Here is a 19,810-nt window from a genome sequence, read left to right on the forward strand (position 1 = left end):
CTCCATGCAATGACGGTGCCATGACGCGCTCAGGCGGAGCCGTTCGCCATGGCCGGCGGGTCGATCCAACCCACATGGCCATCCGCGCGCCTGTAGACCACATTCACGCGGCCGTGAACAGCGTGATGGAAGACGAGCGCGGCGGCGCCGGTCAGGTCGAGCTCCAGCACGGCGTCGGCGACGGTCATGCGCCGCATGGACGAGGTCTGCTCGGCGATGATGACCGGCTCGAAGGCGCCGTTCGCGCCCTCGTCCTCGGTCTCCTCCTTCGGAGCCTCGATGACGACATAGGGCATCTCGATGCCGGCGGGCTGGGCATGGTGCCCGGCACGGTCCTTCAGCCGGCGCGCATAGCGCCTGAGGCGCTTCTCGATCCGCTCCACGCCGAGGTCGCAGGCGGCATAGGCGTCCGGTGCAAAGGCCTCGGCCTGCAGGGACATGCCGGTGGGAAGATGGAGGGCGGCGATGGTGCGGAAGCCGTGCGCCTCTTTTTCCACCGTGACGTGGCCCGTCACCCGCCCGTCGATATAGCGCTGCGCCGCCTCGTTGACCCGTCCGGCGATCCTGTCGCGGAGCGCCTCGCCGATGTCGAGATTCTTGCCGGAAATGCGCAGAGCCATGGGGCTCCTCCGATGTTCTGTTCGATCCGGCGCCGCCGATCGGCGGCGCTTCGAAGCCTTCTTCTTATGGTCCAAGGGGTAAGGACTGCCTTGGGACAAGTCAATGCGACCGGCCGTCCATGACGTTCGGGAACACCCTCGGGCAGCAGCGCTGAGCTGCCGTTAAACCCTTGGAATGAATGCGGGTTTCAAATCGACTCCGGCCCCGGTGTCGCGGTGCCGGGGAGGGGCTGCGGCGGCGTTCAGCGGTCGGGAACGAAGGGCGTGCCGAGGGAGGCCGGCGCCTGCGCCTCGCCCTGTCGCCGGAGGGCGATGACGACGAGCACGGCGATGGTCGCGAGGTAGGGCAGCGCCGACATGGCCTGGCTCGGAATGCCCCAGCCGCGCGCCTGGGCGTGCAGTTGCAGCACCGTGACGCCGCCGAAGAGATAGGCGCCGATCACCGCCCGCAGCGGCAGCCAGCCGGCGAAGACGACGATGGCGAGCGCGATCCAGCCGCGGCCCGCCGTCATGCCCGGCGACCAGAAGGGCGTATAGGCTAGCGACAGATAGGCGCCCGCGAGGCCGGCGCAGCCGCCGCCGAACAGCACGGCGAGGAGGCGGATCCTCAGCACCGGATAGCCGAGCGCATGGGCGGCGCCGTGGCTTTCGCCCACCGCCCGGAGCACGAGGCCGGCGCGCGTCTTCCACAGGAACCACCAGACCCCCACCGCCAGCAGCGCCGAGGCATAGACGATCGGATCCTGCGCGAAGAGCACCTTGCCCACCATCGGCAGGTCGGAGAGCCATGGGACCGCGATCTTCGCCAGCGGGTCGCGGCGCGCACCGACGAAGTCACGGCCGATGAGGCCCGACAGGCCGATGCCGAGGATGGTGAGGGCGAGGCCCGTCGCCACCTGGTTCGCCGCCAGGCCGAGGGCGAGCGCGGCGAAGATGGCGGCGAGAATCATGCCTGCCGCGATGCCCGCGAGGACGCCGACGAGGGTCGACCCCGTCAGGACGGCGGCGGCGAAGCCGGTGGCGGCGCCGACGATCATCATCCCCTCGACGCCGAGATTGAGCACCCCCGAACGCTCCACCACCAGTTCGCCGAGCGCGGCGATGAGCAGCGGCGTCGCCGCGGTGATGATGGTGAGGAGGATCGCTTCGGTCATGCCCATCAGGCGGCCCTCGCGGCGGGCGCCAGCCGCAGCCGGTAGAGCAGGAACGTGTCGCAGCCGAGCACGAAGAACAGCAGCAGCCCCTGAAAGACGCGCGTCAAGTCGAGGGGGATGCGCATGGCGATCTGCGCGTTCTCGCCGCCGATGAAGGTGAGCGCCAGGAACAGGCCGGCGATCAGCGCGCCGATGGGGTTCAGCCGCCCGAGGAAGGCGACGATGATGGCGGTGAAACCATAGCCGGGCGAGATGGAGGGCTGGAGCTGCCCGATGGGACCGGCCACCTCGATCATGCCGGCGAGCCCCGCGAGGCCGCCTGAGACGGCGAAGACGAGGAGCGTCGTGCGCGCCGTGTCGAAGCCGGCGAAACGGGCGGCGCGCGGCGCCTCTCCGGCGAGGCGGATCTCGAAGCCCCTGAGGCTGCGTCCCATCATCAGCGCCGCGGCGAGGGCCACGGCGACGGCGATGGGGAAGCCGAGATGCAGGCGACCCGCCTCGAACAACAGCGGCATGGTCGCCTCCGGCTCGAAATTCACCGATTGCGGGAAGTTGAAGCCCTTGGGATCGCGCCAGCGGCCGCGCACCAGATAGTCGAGGGCGAGTTCGGCGACATAGACAAGCATCAGGCTGGTCAGAATCTCGTTCACCCCGAGCCGCGCCTTGAGCAGGGCCGGGATCAGCGCCCAGGCCATGCCGCCGAGAACGCCGAGGGCGAGCATGAGGGCGATGACCCAGGGACCGTTCGGCGCGCCGTGGGTGGCGAGCGCCAGCCAGGAGCCGAAGACGGCGCCCATGACGAGCTGGCCCTCGGCGCCGATGTTCCAGACATTGGCGCGGTAGCAGAGCGTCAGGCCGACGCCGATGAGGATCAGCGGCGTCGCCTTGACGCCAAGCTCCTGCAGCGCCCAGCCATCGCTCAGGGGATCGACGAAGAAGACCTTCAGCGCGGCGAGCGGGTTCTTGCCGAGCAGGGCGAAGAGGATGGCGCCGGCGACCAGCGTCAGGCCGACGGCGGCCAGCGGCGAGGCGAGGGAGAGCCACAGCGGGCGGTCGTCGCGGCGTTCGAGGATCAGGCGCATGGGCGCCTCCCGGAGATGGGGCATACCGTCCCGGATACCTGAAATCCCGCCGCCGTCACGCCGCCACCCCGTGAATGCCGCCCATCATCAGGCCGACGGTCTCGCGGTCGAGCGTGGCCGTGGGACGGGGCTCCGACAGACGCCCCTCCGAGATCACCGCGAGCCGGTCGGAAAGGGCGAAGAGTTCGTCGAGATCCTGGCTGGCGACGAGCACCGCCGCGCCGCGGCCGGCGAGGTCCACCAGCGCCTGACGGATGGTCGCCGCCGCCGCGGCGTCGACGCCCCAGGTCGGCTGGGCCACCACCAGCAGTTTCGGCTCGCGCAGGATCTCGCGTCCGACGACGAATTTCTGCAGGTTGCCGCCGGACAGCGCCCGCGCCGGCGGGTTGGGCCCGCTCATCCTCACGTCGAAGGCGGCGACCACCCGCGCCACCCAGTCGGCGAGTGCGCCGCGATCGATCAGCCCGCGCCGGATGAAGCCGCTGGTGGCGTGGCCGGAGAGCAGGGCATTTTCGGTGAGGGTGAATCCCGGCGCCGCGGCATGGCCCAGCCGCTCCTCCGGCACGAAGGCGGCGCCCAGCCGGCGGCGGGCGGTGACGCCGAGCGCCCCGACCGAACGGCCGTCGAGGCGGATGCTCTGGTGCGGGCTCGCCCTCTCCCCCGACAGGGCGGCGAAGAGCTCGTCCTGGCCGTTGCCGGCGATTCCCGCGATGCCGACGATCTCGCCGCCGCGCACCGTGAGGGCGATGTCCTGCAGCGCCGTGCCGTGGGTGTCGGCGGCAGGTAGCGACAGGCCCTGCACCACCAGCCGGTCGGTGCCCGGCGCATGGGCGGCGGTGCGCAGTTCCTTCACCTCGCTGCCGACCATCAGCCGGGCGAGGCTCGCCGCGGTCTCCTGCCGCGGGTTCGCCGCCGCCACCACCTTGCCGAGGCGCAGGACGGTGGCGCGGTCGCAGATCCGGCGCACCTCGTCGAGCTTGTGGGAGATGTAGAGAATGCTGCGCCCCTCCGCCTTCAGCGCCTCGAGCGTGACGAAGAGCTGATCCGCCTCCTGCGGGGTCAGCACCGAGGTCGGCTCGTCGAGGATGAGGAGCTTCGGGTCCTGCAAGAGGGCACGGACGATTTCGATGCGCTGCCGCTCGCCGACCGACAGGCGCCACACCTCGCGTTTCGGCTCCAGCGGCAGGCCATAGGCGCGCGACAGCCGTGCCACCTCCGCCTCGATGGTGGCCATGGGGGTATCGGCCGGCAGCGACATGGCGACGTTTTCCGCCACCGTCAGGGCCTCGAACAGCGAGAAGTGCTGGAACACCATGCCGATGCCGAGGCGGCGGGCCTCGGCCGGGCTGGCGATGGTCACCGGCCGGCCCTGCCAGGCGATGGTCCCTTCCGAGGGCTGCAGCAGGCCGTAGAGGATCTTCACCAGCGTCGATTTGCCGGCGCCGTTCTCGCCGAGCAGGGCGTGGATCTCGGAGCGCGCCACGGCGAGGTCGACATGGTCGTTGGCGACGAGCGCGCCGAACCTGCGGACGATGCCCTGGGCCTCCAGGAGCGGGGCCATCAATAGGCGACCTTGTCGGGCTTGGCGGCCCATTCGAGGAAGACGCCGCGCGCCTCCGCCGAGGGCCGGTGGTCCATGCGCGCCATGGTGACGGCGGGCGCGCGCGCCACCTCCGCATAGAACGGCGCGTCGTCGAAGCCGATGGCGGCGGCATCCTCGCGGGTGTTGCCGTAGACGATGCGGTCGACCCGCGCCCACAGCGCCGCGGTGAGGCACATGGGGCAGGGCTCGCAGCTCGAATAGAGGGTCGCGCCCTTCAGGTCGAAGCGGTTCAGCGCCGTGCAGGCGCGGCGGATGGCGACGACCTCGGCATGGGCTGTAGGGTCGTTGGTGGAGGTGACCTGGTTCCAGCCCTCGGCCACCGCCTTGCCGTCCATCACCACGACGGCGCCGAAGGGCCCGCCGTGGCCGGCCTGCATGTGCTCGCGCGACAGGGCGACGGTGCGGGCCATGAACAGGGCGTCGAGATCGGTGCTCATCGGCCGATCTCACGCGGGCAGGCGGGGGAAGTCAATTCGGGGCCGTGGGGAACTTGAGGAGGCTGGAACCTTTTGGCGCCATGACCTGCGTCGGGCAAGTGCGTCCTTCGAGGCTCGCCCTTTGGGCTCGCACCTCAGGATGAGGAGGGCTGAGACCTGCACTCACCCGTGCCGCCGGGACAGCGTTCCTGCCAGGCACTCCCTCCTCATCCTGAGGTGCGAGCTCCCGGCGATGCGTCAGCATCGTCGGGTAGCGAGCCTCGAAGGACGCACTTGCCGATGCAGAACGCCCCGCGCCGCAGCCAAACTCTTCTTCTCAGAGCACCCCGCCCGTCCGCATCGCCGCGATCTCCTCGGCCGAGTAGCCGGCCGCCGCCAGCACCGCGTCCGTATGCTCCCCCAGCTTCGCCCCGGTCCAGCGGATGGCGCCGGGGGTGCGGGTGAGCTTCGGCACGATGCCCTGCATCAGCATGCGGCCGAGACCTTGCGCCTCCACCTCGACGATCATGTCGCGGGCACGGAAGTGTGGGTCCGCCGCCACCGCCGCGGCATCGTTCACCCCGCCCGCCGGCACCGAGGCGCCATCGAGCAGCTTCAACAGTTCGTCGCGCGGCTTGGTGCGCGTCCAGTCGGCGATGATGCGGTCGATCTCCGCCTGGTTGTCCGGCTGGCCGCGGGCGCCGTGGGTCGCAAAGCGCGGGTCCTCCATCAGGAAGTCCATGCCCATGACGGCGAAGAGCCGCTTGCAGATGGTGTCGGCATTGGCGCCGATGACGATGTGGTGGCCGTCGAGCGTCGGATAGATGTTGGAGGGGGCAAAGCCCGGCGAGGTGAGGCCGGTGCGGCCGCGCACATGGCCGGTGACCGAATATTCCGCCACGATCCCTTCGATGGAGGCGAGGATGGCGTCGGTAAGGCCGACGTCGATCACCTGGCCGCGGCCGTCGCGCTCCCGCTGGTGGAGGGCGGAGACGATGCCGAAGGCGGTGTAGATTCCGGCCAGCGTGTCGCCGATCGACAGGCCCGTGCGCGTCGGCAGCCGGTCCGGATAGCCGTTGATGGTGCGCATGCCGCCCATGGCCTCGGCGACCGCGGCAAATCCCGCCTTCTCCGCATAGGGCCCGTACTGGCCGTAGCCCGACACGCGGGCGATGACGAGCTTCGGATTGAGCGCGTGCAGGGCCTCCACGGTGAGGCCCCATTTCTCCAGCGTGCCCGGCCGGAAATTCTCCAGCAGTACGTCGGCCTCGGTGAGGAGCCGGCGCAGGATCTCCTGTCCCTCGCCCTTCCTCAGGTCCACGGTGACGCTCTTCTTGTTGCGGCCGATGACCGGCCACCAGACCGAGGCGCCGTCCTTCTTGGCGAAGCCCCATTGCCGCATCGGGTCACCCTTGCCGGGATCCTCGAACTTGATGAGGTCCGCGCCCATGTCGGCGAGGAGCTGGCCGCAATAGGGCCCGGCGATGAAGGAGCCGAGCTCGACGACCTTGATGTCGGAGAGCGGGCCGGTGGCCGGCGGAGTGGGAATGTTCATTTGTCTGAGGTTCCGGACGCACTGTGGAGGGCAGAACTAGCGCCGTGGCTCAAGACTCGCAACGCGACCCTGGAACAGACTTTCAAGGACGAGAATCACGCGACAAGAAGACAAACGAGGTCATAGATCGCAAGTCAACGCACCTCCGCGTCAAAGTCACTGCTGTCGAAATATCATCATGATGCCGATTAAAAGAAACATTATATGAACGCCAATGAGCACAAAATGGTGCGCGTTTACGAGATAATTATTTGACAATATTCGATATTTATGTTTGAATACAGAATCCGTTCGCATTGTGACGTCATCTAGTACAACGCTGCAGCCCGACTTCTCAAATATAACCTTCCGAAATTCTTTTGCATATATATCACATAATTCATAGTATCGAAAATAGCCGATGAGTGAAATAATGGTCGCTACACTGATAAAAATGATGAGTACAGCTAAAGGATTTATGCTAAATCCAAGAGTGTTTATTTTCAATATGTCGACTAAATTCCTGTGCATGCTAGAAATGGCCGATAGGGATGATATTCCTACTGCTCCCACGCCAATCTTGATCTCGCAATCATGATAAATCTGAGACCACTTCGCGTGGAACTCAAATTGCTGTTTACATGCGTCAATGATCAGTTTGGGATCTTCGTCGACCATCTGCACACTCCAGAAGCGAAGAAAATCTGTCAATGGAGGAGACAATGGTCTGAAGACCGCGCCAGCCTCCAACAAAGAGCATTACCCACTGAATGACGATCTACAACCGGGGGCTTAAACGTATCCCCCATATGACCGATTAGAAAATTGCGGAATCAGTGCGTCGTCTTGCGCGACGTCTCGAGGTGCCGCGACCAGCGCGACAGGCCGAAACAGATGAGCCAGTAGACCGTGCCGGCGAAGGCATAGGCCTCCATGTTCATGCCCACCCAGGCGGGGTCGGCGAGCGAGGCCTGGGCGATGCCGAGGAGGTCGAAGATCGAGACGATGGAAACCAGCGAGGTGTTCTTCACCAGCGCGATGAACTCGTTGGTCATGGCCGGCATGGAGATGCGCAGCGCCTGGGGCAGGACGATGAGCCCCGTCGTCTGCCAGTAGCCGAGCCCCTGGGCGCTCGCTGCCTCCCATTGCCCCTTCGGCACCGCCTGCAGGCCGCCGCGCACGGCCTCCGCCATATAGGCCGCGATGACGAAGGCGAGGCCGACGAGAGCGCGGATCAGGCGGTCGATGTCCCAACCCGCCGGCATGACGAGGGGCAGGAGGAGGGACGCGAGAAAGATCACGGTGATGATCGGCACGCCGCGCCAGAATTCGATGAAGATGGTGGCCACCAGCCGGATCACCGGCAGCTCCGACTGGCGGCCGAGAGCGAGCAGGATGCCGAGCGGCACGGCCAGAGCTCCGGCATAGACCGACAGGAACACGGTGAGCATCAGCCCGCCCCACTGGCGGGTCTCGACCCGCGGCAGGCCGGCGCCGCCGGCGAGCAGCCAGGCCGCGACGACGAGGAGCCCGGCCCAGAGGAGCGGCACCGTGAGCGCCCGCCGCGGCAGGCCCGGCCAGAAGGAGAGCGCCGTCGCGCCGATCATCAGCAGCGCGGCGAGATTGACCCGCCAGCGCTCGGAGGGCGGGTAGAAGCCGTACATGAACTGGCCGAACCGCGCCTTGACGAAGACCCAGCAGGCGCCGCCCCCGGTGCAGTCGGCCCGCGTCGTGCCGGCGAAATCCGCGTTGATCACGGCCCAGCGGACGAGCGGCACCACGATCGCAACGATGGCGGCGAGGCAGGCGAGCGACACGAGCGCGTTGAGCGGCGTCGAGAAATAATCGGCCTTCAGGCGCCGGATGAGCGAGGCGCGCAGCGGCCTGACGCCGAGGGTGCCGGCGGCGGTCATCGGGTCACCAGCCGCGTGCGGGCATTGTACCAGTTCATGAAGGCGGAGACCGCCAGGCCGAGGGCGAGATAGATCGCCAGCGTGATGGCGATGATCTCGATGGCCTGGCCGGTATTGGTCAGGGCGGAGCCGACGAAGACGCTGACCAGCTCGGGAAAGGCGATGGCGGCTCCGAAGGAGGAGTTCTTCAGCACGTTGAGATACTGGCTGGTGAGCGGCGGGATCATCACCCGCATCGCCTGCGGAATGACCACGAGGTTGAGCGCCCGGTTGGGCCGGAGGCCGAGCGCATAGGCGGCCTCCCACTGGCCCTTGACGACGGACTGGATGCCGCCGCGCACGATTTCGGCGATGAAGCCGGCGGTATAGGTGGCGAGCGCGGCGAAGAGCGCCACGAACTCCGGCACCAGCACGAAGCCGCCGCGGAAATTGAAGCCGCGCAGCGCCGGCACGTCCCAGGCGCTCACCACGGCGGCGACGCCGAATGCCACCGCCGGAACGCCGAGGAACAGGGCGAGGCCCGTCGCCCACACGGGGAAGATGGCGCCGGTGGCGTCGCGCCGCCGCTTCGCCCAGACCGCGATGGCCGCCTGGGCGAGGAAGCCGGCGAGGACCACGACGGCGGCGATGCGGAACGCCGTCCCGTCGGTCGGGATCGGGATGGTCAGGCCGCGGTTGTTGAGGAAGGCGACGGCGAAGAGGCCGATGGACTGGCGCGGTCCCGGCAGGGCGGCGATGACCCCGAAATACCAGAACAGCACGAAGAACAGCAGCGGGATGTTGCGCACGAACTCGATATAGGCCCCCGCGAGGCCCGAGAGCAGCTTGTTCGGCGAGAGCCGGGCGACGCCGATGACGAAGCCCAGCAGCGTCGCGGCGATCGCCGCGACGAAGGTGATCACCAGCGTGTTGGCGACGCCGACCCAGAGGAGCGCGAGGATGTTGGACTCGGGCGTGTAGGAGGTCAGCACGAAGGGCACGTCGATGCCGGACGTCCGCCACAGGAAATCGAAGCCGGAGGCCATGCCGGCATTGACCATGTTCTGCGAGGCGTTGCGCACCACGAGGACGATGGTCACGGCGAGGCCGGCCAGAAGGGCCACCTGCCAGAAGATCTCGCGCACGCGCTTGTCGTAGAAGTAACGGGTCACGTCGGTGGCCGGCGGTTGGAACGGCAGACGGCCTCCCGCCGGGGCGGGAGGCCGATGGCGGCGCGGATCAGCGCGTGCCGGTCACTGGAAGGGCGGGGTGAACAGCAGGCCGCCGCGGGTCCAGAGCTGGTTGGAGCCGCGCTCCAGGCCCAGCGGGGAGCCCTTGCCGACGGTGCGCTCGTAGCTCTCGGAATAATTGCCGACCTGCTTGATGGCGTTGAACATCCACTCGTTCGGCAGGCCGAGCATGGCGCCGAAATTGCCGTCGGCGCCGAGCAGGCGGCGGATCTCGGCATTCTTAGAATTGGCGCGCATGTCCTCGACGTTCTTCGAGGTGACGCCGAGCTGTTCGGCGGCGATCATGCCGTTGAGCACCCAGCGCACGACGGCCTGCCAGCGCTCGTCGCCCCAGCGGGTGACCGGGCCCTGCGGATCGTTCGAGATCAGCTCCGTCATGATCGTGTGCTCGCCCGGGGTCTTCAGCTTGATGCGCTGGCCGGCGAGGGCGCCGACGCCAGCGGTGTAGCTGTCGCAGCGGCCGGCATCGTAGGCGGCGATGGCGTCGTCGTTCTTCTGGAAGTTGATGATCGAGACCTTGATGTTCCGCTCGCGGAAATAGTCGGCGGCGGTGCGCTCTTCGGTCGAGCCGGCGGCGACGCAGATCGAGGCGTTCTCCAGGTCGGTCGGCTTCTTGGCGCCCGAGGCGGTGCGCACGATGAAGGTCTGGCCCTCGTAGAAGTTGATGCCCTGGAAGTTCACGCCGAGGGTGGCGTTGCGCGAGTAGGTGATGGTGGTGTTGCGCGACAGGAGGTCGACCTGGCCCGACTGCAGCACCGGCCAGCGCTGCTGCACGGAGGTCGGGGTGTAGCGCACCTTGTTGGCATCGCCGAGCACGGCGGCGGCCACGGCGCGGCAGAAGTCGACATCCAGGCCGGTCCACTCGCCCTTGTCGTTGGCGAAGGAGAAGCCCGGCAGGCCGAGGTGCACGCCGCATTCCAGATGGCCGCGGGCGCGGATGGCGTCCAGCGTCGGCGAGGGCGCCAGCTGCTGGGCGCTCGCGGCGCCGGCGCCGAGCGCGAGAAGGGCGGCGCCGAAGACGCCACGGGCGAGAAGGGTCATTGGAAAGGCTCCCGGTAGGCTCCGGCGGAACTGTATTGCCGGAGAAATTTCCGCGCCACACTCCGAATGTGGGCGAAAGGAGTCAACCATCAAACGTCACGCCGAGCGTTCCGCCCGGCGGGTGGCCGCCAGCTCCCGGGCTGCTGGATGGAGCGGCAAAAGCGCCACCGTGAAAAGATCGCCGCGGTACTTTACCGGGTTTAGGAGTTGTGAAAGCCTCTTCTGGTGTTCACCTAGAGGCGCACATGCCCGAGAATGAACCTTCGCTGCCGTCGCACCAACCCACCGAGCCAACTGAAGTAGTGCTGCTGATACATGGTATCAGGACTCATGCGGCCTGGGCAGAAATGGTCGCATCGGTTCTTTCATCGGTGCCGAAATTGCGCGTTCAGCCCATCAGATACGGCTATTTTGATCTAATTCGATTTCTATCGCCTTTCTTCACACGCCAGAAGGCAGTTGCAAGGCTGGTGCGTGAGTATCGGGACCTGAGGGTGCGATATCCAAACGCGCGGATTTCGGCGATAGCCCACAGTTTTGGGACCTACGCCCTTGTGAAAGCCTTGAATGAGCCGGACATCGTCTTCCACAGGGTGATCTTCTGTGGATCAATCGTGCCCGACGATTTCAGGATCGCGCCTTTTCGCGCACAGCTCGGCCCCAGTCCTATTTTGAACGACTGCGGCACCCACGATGTCCTGCCCGTCCTCGCGAAATCGGTCACCTGGGGATATGGGGCCTCCGGCACGTTTGGTTTCGGCACTGCCGGTATCCATGACCGCTTTAGCAAATTTTCCCACAGCAGCTATTTTTCTCGCGATTTCGTGGAGGAATACTGGCTTCCGTTTATCGCCGGCGGCGAGATACGGGAAACCGAGTGGGAGAAAGTTCGAAGAACCCCGCCATACTGGCAATCGCTCCTGTCGGCGCTCCCCCTGAAGTGGCTGCCGATCATCGGTCTGGCAGCGGCCGTCGTTTCGCCCTTGTGGGGCTTGAGGAGCAGAATGGAGGTCAGCCAGAAAGTCTACGTGGGTCAATGGGTTGGAGTGACGAATATATTCGCGCGAATACATATGATCAACGATTCGCTGTCCGAGCGGCATTTTTCCGTCGCGGGTGCGAGAGTGGATTTGCCGTCCGGCAGACAGGAAACCCTGCTGTTGGAAGGAATTGCGCAGTGCAATGGGTCGGTCCCGCAAACCCAGATCATCACCGTAGCGCCGGCCAGTCGGGTGTCGTGCGATTATTCGTTCGTTTTCCCGTCGAACACGCTGCCGGGACTGCTGTTCGACATCAACAATTACCTGATGGCGAACGCGGCGAACGTGCAGAACGCATTTCCTGTTCGGACCCTGTTCTCGGCCGAAATGATGAGCAAAATTCGCTCGTCTGCCCAAGCAGACTTCTCCGCCGAACCCGGCATCTGGCAGATGTCGATCACGTATCTCTTGTCCGGGGAGGAGCATAACCTCAAGGTCCGGCTCGAAGTGTCAGAGGCGGACGTGCGCCGCCTGAAGGCGCAGATCGACTACGCCCACACCGGGCTTGGTGTGCTTCAACACTGGAAGTACATGGCTCCGGACGGGAGCCAGGCTTTCCGGGAGGTCAAGGCTGTCCCCGTCGAGGCCCCCTAGGCTCAACCGCCCCGCACGAACCCCACGATGTCCTTCACCTGGTCCATGACCGGGCGGGCGATGGCACGGGCCCGCGCCGCGCCGTCGGCGAGGATGCGGTCGATCTCGCCGGGATCGGCCACGAGGCGCTTCATCTCCGAGGTGATCGGCGAGAGCTTGGCTACCGACAGGTCGGCCAGCGCCGTCTTGAAACCGGAGAACTGGCCGCCGCCGAACTCGGCAAGCACGTCCGCCTTGGTCCGCCCGGCGAGCGCCGCGAAGATGCCGACGAGGTTGTCGGCCTCCGCCCGGCCCTTCAGGCCGGCTTCCTCGGAGGGCAGCGCTTCCGGATCGGTGCGGGCCTTGCGGATCTTCTGCGCGATCGTGTCGGCGTCGTCGGTGAGCGCGATGCGCGAATAGTCCGAAGGGTCCGACTTCGACATCTTCTTGGTGCCGTCGCGCAGGCTCATCACACGCGTCGCCGGTCCCATGATCACGGGCTCGGTGACGGGGAAGAAGGCGTCGCCCAGGCCGAGCTCGGCGATGCGCTCGGCATAGTCGTTGTTGAATTTGATGGCGATGTCGCGGGTCAGTTCCAGGTGCTGCTTCTGGTCCTCGCCCACCGGCACGTGGGTTGCGCGATAGGCCAGGATGTCGGCGGCCATCAGGCTCGGATAGGCGAAGAGGCCGAGAGAGGCGTTCTCCTTGTCCTTGCCGGCCTTGTCCTTGAACTGCGTCATGCGGCTCATCCAGCCCATCCGCGCGATGCAGTTGAACACCCAGGCGAGCTCGGCGTGTTCGTGCACCTGGCTCTGGTTGAACAGGATCGAGCGCTTCGGGTCGATGCCGGCGGCGATATAGGCGGCGGTGACCTCTCGGATCGCCTTCTGCAGCGCCTTCGGGTCCTGCCAGACGGTGATGGCGTGCATGTCGACGACGCAATAGATGCAATCGTGGGTCTCCTGCATCGCCACCCAGTTCACCAGGGCGCCGAGGTAATTGCCGAGGTGCAGGTCGCCGGAAGGCTGCATGCCCGAGAAGACGAGCGGCTTGAAGGTCGCCATGGTGGTGGAATCCCAGAGCAGGGGCGGCCGTCTGCCGCCCCGGAGGCCGGCTTCCTCGCATGCGGCGCGAGGCGATTCAAGCGGTTGCCGGGTTCACTCCGCCAGCACGCGCGTCGGCGGGAACACCACCTCCACCAGCGTGCCCTGGTTCGGCGTCGAGGAGATGCCGAAGCTCGCCCGGTTCGCCTCCACCAGCGCCTTGGTCAGCGGCAGGCCGAGGCCCGTGCCCTTGGCGGCGCGCGGGCTGGACGTCGCCACCTGGCGGAAGGGCTCCATGGCGGCCTTCAGTTCGGTCTCGGTCATGCCGACGCCGGTGTCGCGCACCCGCAGCACCGCTTCGCCCGCATCCGACAGGCCGGTGGAGACGATGATCTGCCCGCCGGCCGGGGTGAACTTCACCGAGTTGGACAGGAGGTTCAGCACGATCTGCCGCAGCGAGCGGGAATCGGCCACCACGTTCGGCAGGCGCGGTTGCAGCGAGGAGCGGATGATGACGCGCTCGCGGTTCGCCTGCGGCTGCATGATCGCCACCGTCGACTGCACCATGTCGTTGAGGTCGACGCTGGTGAAGGCGAGCTCGAGCTTGCCGGCCTCGATCTTGGAGAGGTCGAGCAGGTCGTTGATCAGCGACAGGACATGGCCGCCCGAGGCGTGGATGTCCTTCAGATAGTCGCGGTAGCGCTCGTTGCCGACGGGGCCGAAGCGCTCCTCCATCATCACCTCGGAGAAGCCGATGATGGCGTTGAGCGGCGTGCGGATCTCGTGGCTGATCTTGGCGAGGAAGTCCGACTTCTGCGACGACGCCTGCTCCGCCTGGCGCTTGGCGGCGATGAGGTCCTCCTCCGCCTTCTTCCAGTTGGTCATGTCGCGGAACACGGCGGCGAGCTTCGGCCGGGCCGCCGGGCCCGTCCGGCCCATGGTCATGTAGAGCGGGATGAGGCCGCCCTGCTTGACCCGCCCGATGATCTGGCGGCCGTCGTTGAGCACGCTGGCGACGCCGTTGGACAGGAGCCCGTCGCAATAGTCGAGGGCCGAGCGGTGGCTTTCGGGCGCGAAGAGCGTCGTCACCGACAGCCCCTTCACCTCCGCCGATTCATAACCGAACAGGGCTTCTGCCGAGCGGTTCATGCTCTCGATCGCTCCGTCCGAGGTGACGATGACGATGCCGTCGGTGGCGGTGTCGAGGATCTGCTCGACCTCCTCCAGCCGGCCGCGCAATTCGCTGAGCGTCGCCGATTCCTGGTCGGCGGCGGCGTCAGACACGGATGCGCGGGTCAGCGTGAACAGGAAGGCGGACTGCCCGTCCCAGGTGACGCGCGACAGATGCGCCTCCACCGGAACGTCGCGGCCTTCTGCGGTGGTCAGCGTGACCGCCTCTCCGCCGTCCTCGGTCCCGCCGGCGAAGAGGCGCGACACGCCGCCCGCTTCCTCCAGCGCCGCGGCGTCGACGAAGCCGACCCAGTCGAGCAGGGTGCGGTTGGCGAAGAGCACGGCGTTGCCGCGATGGACGATGAGCCCGGTCGGCACCTTGTCGAGAAGGGCCGCGAGATCGGCGCCCCGGCCGGGCTCGCCCGCCGTCGCCTCGGTGCCGAAGGCGCTCGGCAGCGGGCCGAAGGGCGTCCCGGAATCGACGAAGGACGTGGTGGCAGCCTCGCCGGCGGTCGCCGGGGACGCCGTCTGCGGCAGGTCCGTGGGCTCTGCGGCGGGCTCGGAGACGGGCTCGTCCATCGACGGAGTCGACCCGGACTGCTCGGCCGGGGGCGGCAACGGGTCCGGGGTGCGGGGGCCCTGGGGGTCGGCCGGAACGGCATCGTCGGTGCGGGCGCCGAGGGCGCGGGCGATCTCGCGGAAGGCGTTGCGCTCGCCGGGGGAGAGCTGCGGCCGCTTGATGTCCTGTCCGACCGAGGTGCGCAGGGCGACAACGTTCGGCGGATTGGTGTGGACCGTCAGGACAGGGCGCGTTTCCGCCGCGGGGCGGGTGGCGTCGGGTTCGGCTGCGGGCGGCACCTCGCCGGTCGCCGCAGCGGGCGCGTCGGCCGCTTCCGAACCGGCCACCGGCCTGTCCGTCGCCGGATCGCGCGGCTCGATTGCCGGGTCTTCCGCCACGGCGTCGGCGTCGTGGGGCTCGCCGGTCGCGACGTCGTCAGCCGTCAACTTTTCGGCCGACGAACCGTCCATCGAAACCGGATCGGCCGCAGGCGCGTCGAGCACCGGGGCGGCGGGAAGGGGGGCCTCGTCCGACTGCGGCTCGTCCGCTGCAGTCTCGGCGGCCGCAGTGTCGGCCACCGGTTCCTCGGCCCGAGGCGCCGGGGGTTCAGCCGTGGCAGCGACATCGTCCGCCGCCGCGGTCTCGGAGGCTTCGGTCGTGCTGTCCGCCTCGCGGCTCGCCGCCTCGTCCGGCCCCGCGACGAGCAGGACGGCGGAAGGGGCGTCGGCGGCGGGAGCTTCGGCCTCGGGCGCGCTCTCCGTCGTTTCGGGGGCGGGCTCAGCCACCGCCGGGGCCAATTCGCCCTCCGGCGCGGCTTCAGCCGGCGCGTCGGTGATCTCGTCTGCCGCCTCCTCGGCCAGGGGCGCATCCGGCGCGGCAGCTTCCGCCTCCTCGACCACCAGCCCGAAGCCGGCATAGCCCTGGAAGGCGCCGTCGCGCAGGGTCGGGAAGGCGGCGAGCGTCACGGCGAGCCGCCGCCGTCCGCCGCCGAGCGGCCAGAGGGCGGGCACGCCGCTGAAGGGGCGCAGCGCCGTCACGGCGGCGGTGAAGGTGCCCTGCGGATCGAGGCCGAAACGGTCGACGGCCGCCGCGAAGGTCTCGCCGGCCGGTGCCGCGACCTCGTCGGGCGCGATGGTGTGGAAGCGATAATCCGCGTCCATCCGCCAGGAGAAGCGCTGCGGCGGTGCGAGATGGTCGTCTGCGGCGTCGTGCGCGACGACCACCGGAGCGGGATCGGACGGCGGCGTTTCGGCCGCTGCGTCGTCCGAGGCCGCAGCGGGCGCCTCCGTCGTGACGTCGGCGGTCTCGCCGGTCGGGGGCTCCGCCGCCGCGGCGAGGGTCGTTTCGGTCGGGGTCGGCTCCAGGGGCGACGGCAGGTCGGTCGCGATCGCCTCGGCGGGCTCCGGCCGGTGGGGGGCCTCGTCCGAGGCCTGACCGCCGGCGTCCGGCTCCACCGCCGCAGGCTCGTCCGCGGGTATCGCCTCGGCCGCGGGCATGGCCGGCGCACCGCCGCCCGCCACCAGGCGCAAGCCCGTTTCCGGCAAGACCCGGGCGAGGGGCGCGAGAAATGCGACGAGAACCTCGCCCTCCGGCAGGGCCAGCACCGTCATCGGCCCGTTCACCAGGTCGATGGTCGCGCGGCCCTCGGCCGCCAGGCGGTCGAAAAGCGGACCGGCTGCCGGCCCGACCAGATCCGCCAGCGGCGTCTGCGCCACTGCGGAGGCCTCCTCGCTCGCCGCCAGCGGGCGGCCGGCGCGGTCGAAGGCGAGGGCGGGCACACGGAGCGTCGCGACCAGGCCGAGGGCCGCGTCGCGGGCCGATCCCTGCCGCATCGAGGGCAGGCGCACGGCGATGAGGCTGGCCTCGCCGGCGCGCAGGCGGAAGGCCTCCGCGACGACGCTCTCGGAGCCGAAACGGCCGGCGATGCGCAGCCGCTCGCTGCGCGGCGTTCCGTCGGCGGGAAGCGTCGGCGCCAGGCGGGCGATCTGCGCGGCGAAGGCGTGGGTGGCGGAATAGTCGCGGTCGAGTGCGGCGGCGAGGCCGCCGGCGCCCATGGCGCGCGCGCCGGTCGTGTTGGCCACCAGCAGACGGCTCGCATCCGCGGTCCACAGCCACCAGGGGCCGGGTTCCGCCAGCAGGCGTGCGACGTCCGGCTCCGCCAGGATCGTCGACAGGTGGGGGAGCGGGGATGTCATGCGGTCGATCCCGGGCACGAGGCGCGGCGTGCCGCCGACGGCACGCCCCATTGGTAAATGATCTGTTGAGGGATTGTGTCGGAACAGAGCCGAAACGTCCACGCCGCGGAGGCGCTTCCCCTTCGTCAACCCGAAGTTAGGGTTAATCCTGACCTCTGGCTCGCCCTTCTCTGCCCGCGCTGCCGTGGCGGCAGTCAAGGACCCGTGTTAGGCAGGGTAAATCCAGTCCCGAGACCGATTCATCCCATGATCGCCAAGCTGCGCGCCCTGATCGAGCACCCGCGGTTCGAGACCGCCATCGTCGTCCTCATCGTGATCAACGCCATCTCCCTGGGGCTGGAGACCAGTCCCACGGTCATGGCCCAGATCGGCGGTCTCCTCACCACCATCGACCACGTCATTCTCACCATCTTCGTCGCCGAGATCATCGCCCGCATCGCCGTGAAGCGCGGCGCCTTCTTCCGCGATCCCTGGAGCCTGTTCGACCTCTTCGTCGTCTCCATTGCCCTCGTCCCCGCCACCGACAGCCTTTCGGTGCTGCGGGCCCTCAGGATCCTGCGCGTCCTGCGCCTCGTCACCGCCGTGCCCTCGCTGCGCCGCGTCGTCGGCGGCCTCATCGCCGCCATGCCCGGCATGGGATCGATCGGCCTGCTGCTCGGCCTGATCTTCTACGTCTTCGCGGTCATCGTGACGAAGCTCTACGGCCAGGCCCTGCCCGACCATTTCGGCAGCATCGGCGCCTCCACCTACACGCTGTTCCAGGCCATGACCTTCGACGACTGGTCCGGCGGTATCGTCAAGCCGTTGACCGAGAAGGGCTTCACCTACAGCTGGTTCGTGCTGATCACCTTCATGGTGATCACCGCCTTCATGGCGCTCAACCTCTTCATCGGCGTGGTCGTCACGGCGCTCGACGCGGAGACGGACGAGGGCCAGCCCAAGCTCACCCATCCGGCGGGTGCCGAGGCCGAACTGCGCGCCCGGCTGGACACCATCGTCGCCGAACTGTCCCTGGTCCGCGGCGAGCTCGCCCGGCTCCGCCCGCCGGGCGAGGCGGGCGGCGGGTGAGATCCACAGCTCTTCCCCGCGCGTAGCTCGCGGGAGCTTTCGCGCCGCTTGCGCGCGGGCCATGATGACGCGACGTCGCCACGGGCGGCCGCGATTCGGGAGGTTTGCATGTCCGGCAAGACCCCTGGGGCCTACGAGATTCCGCAGGAGATGCGGGAGTTCGCCGACAAGAGCGTGGAACAGGCCCGCAAGGCCTTCGACGGGTTCGTCGGGGCCGCCCAGCGCACCGTCTCGGCCATGGACGCCTCGGCCGGTCCGCTCCAACCCAGCGTCCACGACATCGGCCGCAAGGCGATCGCCTTCGCCGAGACCAACGTCGCCGCCAGCTTCGCCTATGCCCAGCGCCTGGTTCAGGCGCGCGACATGGCCGAGGTGATGGATATCCAGACGCGCTTCCTGCAGGACCAGATGAAGGCGATGGAACAGCAGGCTCGCGAACTCGGCGATGCCCTGTCGCCCGCCGCCGGTAAAGGCAAGGACTGACCTGTCTCAGCAGTTGTGCGACGCAATATTTTATTGCATTGCACCATGAACGTGCCTATATTGGCGGCGTGATGGTCTGCGAACGACATGCGGACCGGCTCGTCGTGCCACCTCCAGCGGGGAAGCGGAAGCGACGACATACCGTTCAAGCGTCCCCGCGAGGAGGCCCATCATGAGCCAGGCTGCCAAAGCGCCGAAGACCGACAAGCCGGCGACCGCCGCCATCTTCCCCTTCCCGACCTTCGACCTCACCAAGTTCGAGATGCCGAAGTTCGACACTGCTCCCTTCGACTTCAGCAAGGTCGAGGTTCCCGCCGCCATGCGCGAGGCCGCCGACAAGGCCGTCGCCCAGCTCAAGGACGGCTACGCCAAGATGAAGGCGGCTGCCGAAGAGACCACCGACCTGGTGGAGGACACCTATTCCACCGCCACCGCCGGCATGAAGGACTTCAACCTGAAGGCCCTCGAAGCCGCCCGCATCAACATGAACGCCGGTTTCGACCATGCCCGCGACCTCATGGGCGCCAAGTCGCTCGCCGAGGTCATCGAGCTTCAGACGGCCTATGCCCGCAAGCTGTTCGAAACCTTCCAGGCCCAGGGCAAGGACCTGTCCGCTCTCGCCCAGAAGACCGCCACCGACACCGTCGAGCCGGTCAAGGAAAAGGTCGGCAAGGCTCTGAAGAGCGCCACCGCCTGATCCGGCCGCCGCCTCTGAAGGTGGCGCCCTCCACGATCTCCCCGACCGCGTCTTGCAGCTGCGGTCACACCTCGAAGCCCGGGCCCCCGCCCGGGCTTTTTTCTCATGCGGCCTGGTCCGGGCGGCGAAATTCGCTTTCTCTGTCAAAGGCTTGAAAAAATGAACCGGGGAGGCTCCCGCCCCGTCTCGCGCGCCTTGCATTGCCAGCCCCTTCGGACTAGGTTGCGCGCCGCTCGGGAGGTTTCCTCCCATGGGCATGTGCAGCCGTAGCTCAGTTGGTTAGAGCGCCAGATTGTGGCTCTGGAGGTCCCCCGTTCGATCCGGGGCGGCTGTACCATTCTCCGTCACCCCCAGGTCTCCGCCCGAGGTTTGCCCCGTTCCGTCTGCGGC

15 protein-coding genes and 1 tRNA gene are annotated in these 19,810 nt (G+C 67.9%); 5 read left to right on the forward strand and 11 right to left on the reverse strand.

Annotation, left to right across the window (positions count from 1 at the left end):
* Positions 1 to 29: 29 nt before the first annotated feature.
* The 9 genes from hpf to C6569_RS18875 form a co-directional block, all read right to left on the reverse strand.
* Entirely contained in the window at positions 30 to 620 is a 591-nt protein-coding gene (hpf, locus tag C6569_RS18835; RefSeq protein ID WP_106750313.1) for a ribosome hibernation-promoting factor, HPF/YfiA family, read from the reverse strand.
* 242 nt (positions 621 to 862) lie between these two features.
* On the reverse strand, positions 863 to 1,780 hold the full coding sequence (locus tag C6569_RS18840; protein WP_106750314.1) for an ABC transporter permease: 918 nt from the start codon (positions 1,778 to 1,780) through the stop codon (positions 863 to 865).
* Positions 1,780 to 2,856 carry an ABC transporter permease gene (locus C6569_RS18845; protein ID WP_106750315.1) on the reverse strand — a complete coding sequence of 359 codons (1,077 nt, stop codon included), beginning with the start codon at positions 2,854 to 2,856 and terminating at the stop codon, positions 1,780 to 1,782. The genes C6569_RS18840 and C6569_RS18845 overlap by 1 nt, the downstream gene beginning before the upstream one ends.
* 55 nt (positions 2,857 to 2,911) lie before the next feature.
* Positions 2,912 to 4,417: an ABC transporter ATP-binding protein gene (locus C6569_RS18850; protein ID WP_106750316.1), complete on the reverse strand. Its 1,506-nt coding sequence runs from the start codon at positions 4,415 to 4,417 to the stop codon at positions 2,912 to 2,914.
* The gene (locus tag C6569_RS18855) at positions 4,417 to 4,896 is read right to left on the reverse strand and encodes a nucleoside deaminase (protein ID WP_106750317.1); all 480 of its coding nucleotides are present in this window, start codon (positions 4,894 to 4,896) and stop codon (positions 4,417 to 4,419) included. Before C6569_RS18855 ends, C6569_RS18850 begins: the two co-directional genes overlap by 1 nt.
* Before the next feature lie 316 nt (positions 4,897 to 5,212).
* Entirely contained in the window at positions 5,213 to 6,430 is a 1,218-nt protein-coding gene (locus tag C6569_RS18860; RefSeq protein WP_106750318.1) for a CaiB/BaiF CoA transferase family protein, read from the reverse strand.
* A gap of 812 nt (positions 6,431 to 7,242) precedes the next feature.
* On the reverse strand, positions 7,243 to 8,322 hold the full coding sequence (locus C6569_RS18865) for an amino acid ABC transporter permease (RefSeq protein ID WP_106750319.1): 1,080 nt from the start codon (positions 8,320 to 8,322) through the stop codon (positions 7,243 to 7,245).
* Positions 8,319 to 9,473, reverse strand: coding sequence for an amino acid ABC transporter permease (locus C6569_RS18870; RefSeq protein ID WP_106750320.1), 1,155 nt, complete (start codon positions 9,471 to 9,473; stop codon positions 8,319 to 8,321). The genes C6569_RS18865 and C6569_RS18870 overlap by 4 nt, the downstream gene beginning before the upstream one ends.
* Before the next feature lie 81 nt (positions 9,474 to 9,554).
* Positions 9,555 to 10,592 carry an amino acid ABC transporter substrate-binding protein gene (locus C6569_RS18875; RefSeq protein ID WP_106750321.1) on the reverse strand — a complete coding sequence of 346 codons (1,038 nt, stop codon included), beginning with the start codon at positions 10,590 to 10,592 and terminating at the stop codon, positions 9,555 to 9,557.
* Positions 10,593 to 10,837: 245 nt separating this feature from the next.
* Here C6569_RS18875 and C6569_RS18880 point away from each other — a divergent pair, with 245 nt between their 5' ends.
* A complete protein-coding gene (locus tag C6569_RS18880) occupies positions 10,838 to 12,226 on the forward strand; it encodes a hypothetical protein (protein WP_146144846.1) in 1,389 nt (462 codons plus the stop codon).
* A gap of 2 nt (positions 12,227 to 12,228) precedes the next feature.
* Here the strand turns inward: C6569_RS18880 and trpS are convergent, their stop codons facing one another.
* A complete protein-coding gene (gene trpS / locus C6569_RS18885; protein ID WP_106750323.1) occupies positions 12,229 to 13,269 on the reverse strand; it encodes a tryptophan--tRNA ligase in 1,041 nt (346 codons plus the stop codon).
* A gap of 93 nt (positions 13,270 to 13,362) precedes the next feature.
* Positions 13,363 to 17,172: an ATP-binding protein gene (locus C6569_RS18890; protein WP_146144847.1), complete on the reverse strand. Its 3,810-nt coding sequence runs from the start codon at positions 17,170 to 17,172 to the stop codon at positions 13,363 to 13,365.
* A 246-nt stretch (positions 17,173 to 17,418) separates the two neighbouring features.
* Between C6569_RS18890 and C6569_RS18895 the strand changes: the two genes are divergently transcribed.
* From C6569_RS18895 to C6569_RS18910, 4 genes are all read left to right on the forward strand, one after another.
* Positions 17,419 to 18,240, forward strand: a complete 822-nt coding sequence (locus C6569_RS18895; RefSeq protein WP_181313816.1) for an ion transporter — start codon at positions 17,419 to 17,421, stop codon at positions 18,238 to 18,240.
* Between the two features lie 108 nt (positions 18,241 to 18,348).
* The gene (locus tag C6569_RS18900) at positions 18,349 to 18,723 is read left to right on the forward strand and encodes a phasin (protein WP_106750325.1); all 375 of its coding nucleotides are present in this window, start codon (positions 18,349 to 18,351) and stop codon (positions 18,721 to 18,723) included.
* A 172-nt stretch (positions 18,724 to 18,895) separates the two neighbouring features.
* Complete coding sequence (locus tag C6569_RS18905) at positions 18,896 to 19,420, forward strand: phasin (protein ID WP_106750326.1); 525 nt, start codon at positions 18,896 to 18,898, stop codon at positions 19,418 to 19,420.
* 260 nt (positions 19,421 to 19,680) lie between these two features.
* A tRNA-His gene (locus tag C6569_RS18910) sits at positions 19,681 to 19,757 on the forward strand.
* Positions 19,758 to 19,810: the final 53 nt, after the last annotated feature.

It is taken from the genome of Phreatobacter cathodiphilus (assembly GCF_003008515.1).
Classification (GTDB): Bacteria; Pseudomonadota; Alphaproteobacteria; order Rhizobiales; family Phreatobacteraceae; genus Phreatobacter; species Phreatobacter cathodiphilus.

What these genes read in the sequence shown, in the direction of transcription:
- hpf (WP_106750313.1), bottom strand. Translation starts at nt 620, where the DNA reads ATGGCTCTGCGCATTTCCGGCAAGAATCTCGACATCGGCGAGGCGCTC.
- C6569_RS18840 (WP_106750314.1), bottom strand. Translation starts at nt 1,780, where the DNA reads ATGGGCATGACCGAAGCGATCCTCCTCACCATCATCACCGCGGCGACG.
- C6569_RS18845 (WP_106750315.1), bottom strand. Translation starts at nt 2,856, where the DNA reads ATGCGCCTGATCCTCGAACGCCGCGACGACCGCCCGCTGTGGCTCTCC.
- C6569_RS18850 (WP_106750316.1), bottom strand. Translation starts at nt 4,417, where the DNA reads ATGGCCCCGCTCCTGGAGGCCCAGGGCATCGTCCGCAGGTTCGGCGCG.
- C6569_RS18855 (WP_106750317.1), bottom strand. Translation starts at nt 4,896, where the DNA reads ATGAGCACCGATCTCGACGCCCTGTTCATGGCCCGCACCGTCGCCCTG.
- C6569_RS18860 (WP_106750318.1), bottom strand. Translation starts at nt 6,430, where the DNA reads ATGAACATTCCCACTCCGCCGGCCACCGGCCCGCTCTCCGACATCAAG.
- C6569_RS18865 (WP_106750319.1), bottom strand. Translation starts at nt 8,322, where the DNA reads ATGACCGCCGCCGGCACCCTCGGCGTCAGGCCGCTGCGCGCCTCGCTC.
- C6569_RS18875 (WP_106750321.1), bottom strand. Translation starts at nt 10,592, where the DNA reads ATGACCCTTCTCGCCCGTGGCGTCTTCGGCGCCGCCCTTCTCGCGCTC.
- C6569_RS18880 (WP_146144846.1), top strand. Translation starts at nt 10,838, where the DNA reads ATGCCCGAGAATGAACCTTCGCTGCCGTCGCACCAACCCACCGAGCCA.
- trpS (WP_106750323.1), bottom strand. Translation starts at nt 13,269, where the DNA reads ATGGCGACCTTCAAGCCGCTCGTCTTCTCGGGCATGCAGCCTTCCGGC.
- C6569_RS18890 (WP_146144847.1), bottom strand. Translation starts at nt 17,172, where the DNA reads ATGACATCCCCGCTCCCCCACCTGTCGACGATCCTGGCGGAGCCGGAC.
- C6569_RS18895 (WP_181313816.1), top strand. Translation starts at nt 17,419, where the DNA reads ATGATCGCCAAGCTGCGCGCCCTGATCGAGCACCCGCGGTTCGAGACC.
- C6569_RS18900 (WP_106750325.1), top strand. Translation starts at nt 18,349, where the DNA reads ATGTCCGGCAAGACCCCTGGGGCCTACGAGATTCCGCAGGAGATGCGG.
- C6569_RS18905 (WP_106750326.1), top strand. Translation starts at nt 18,896, where the DNA reads ATGAGCCAGGCTGCCAAAGCGCCGAAGACCGACAAGCCGGCGACCGCC.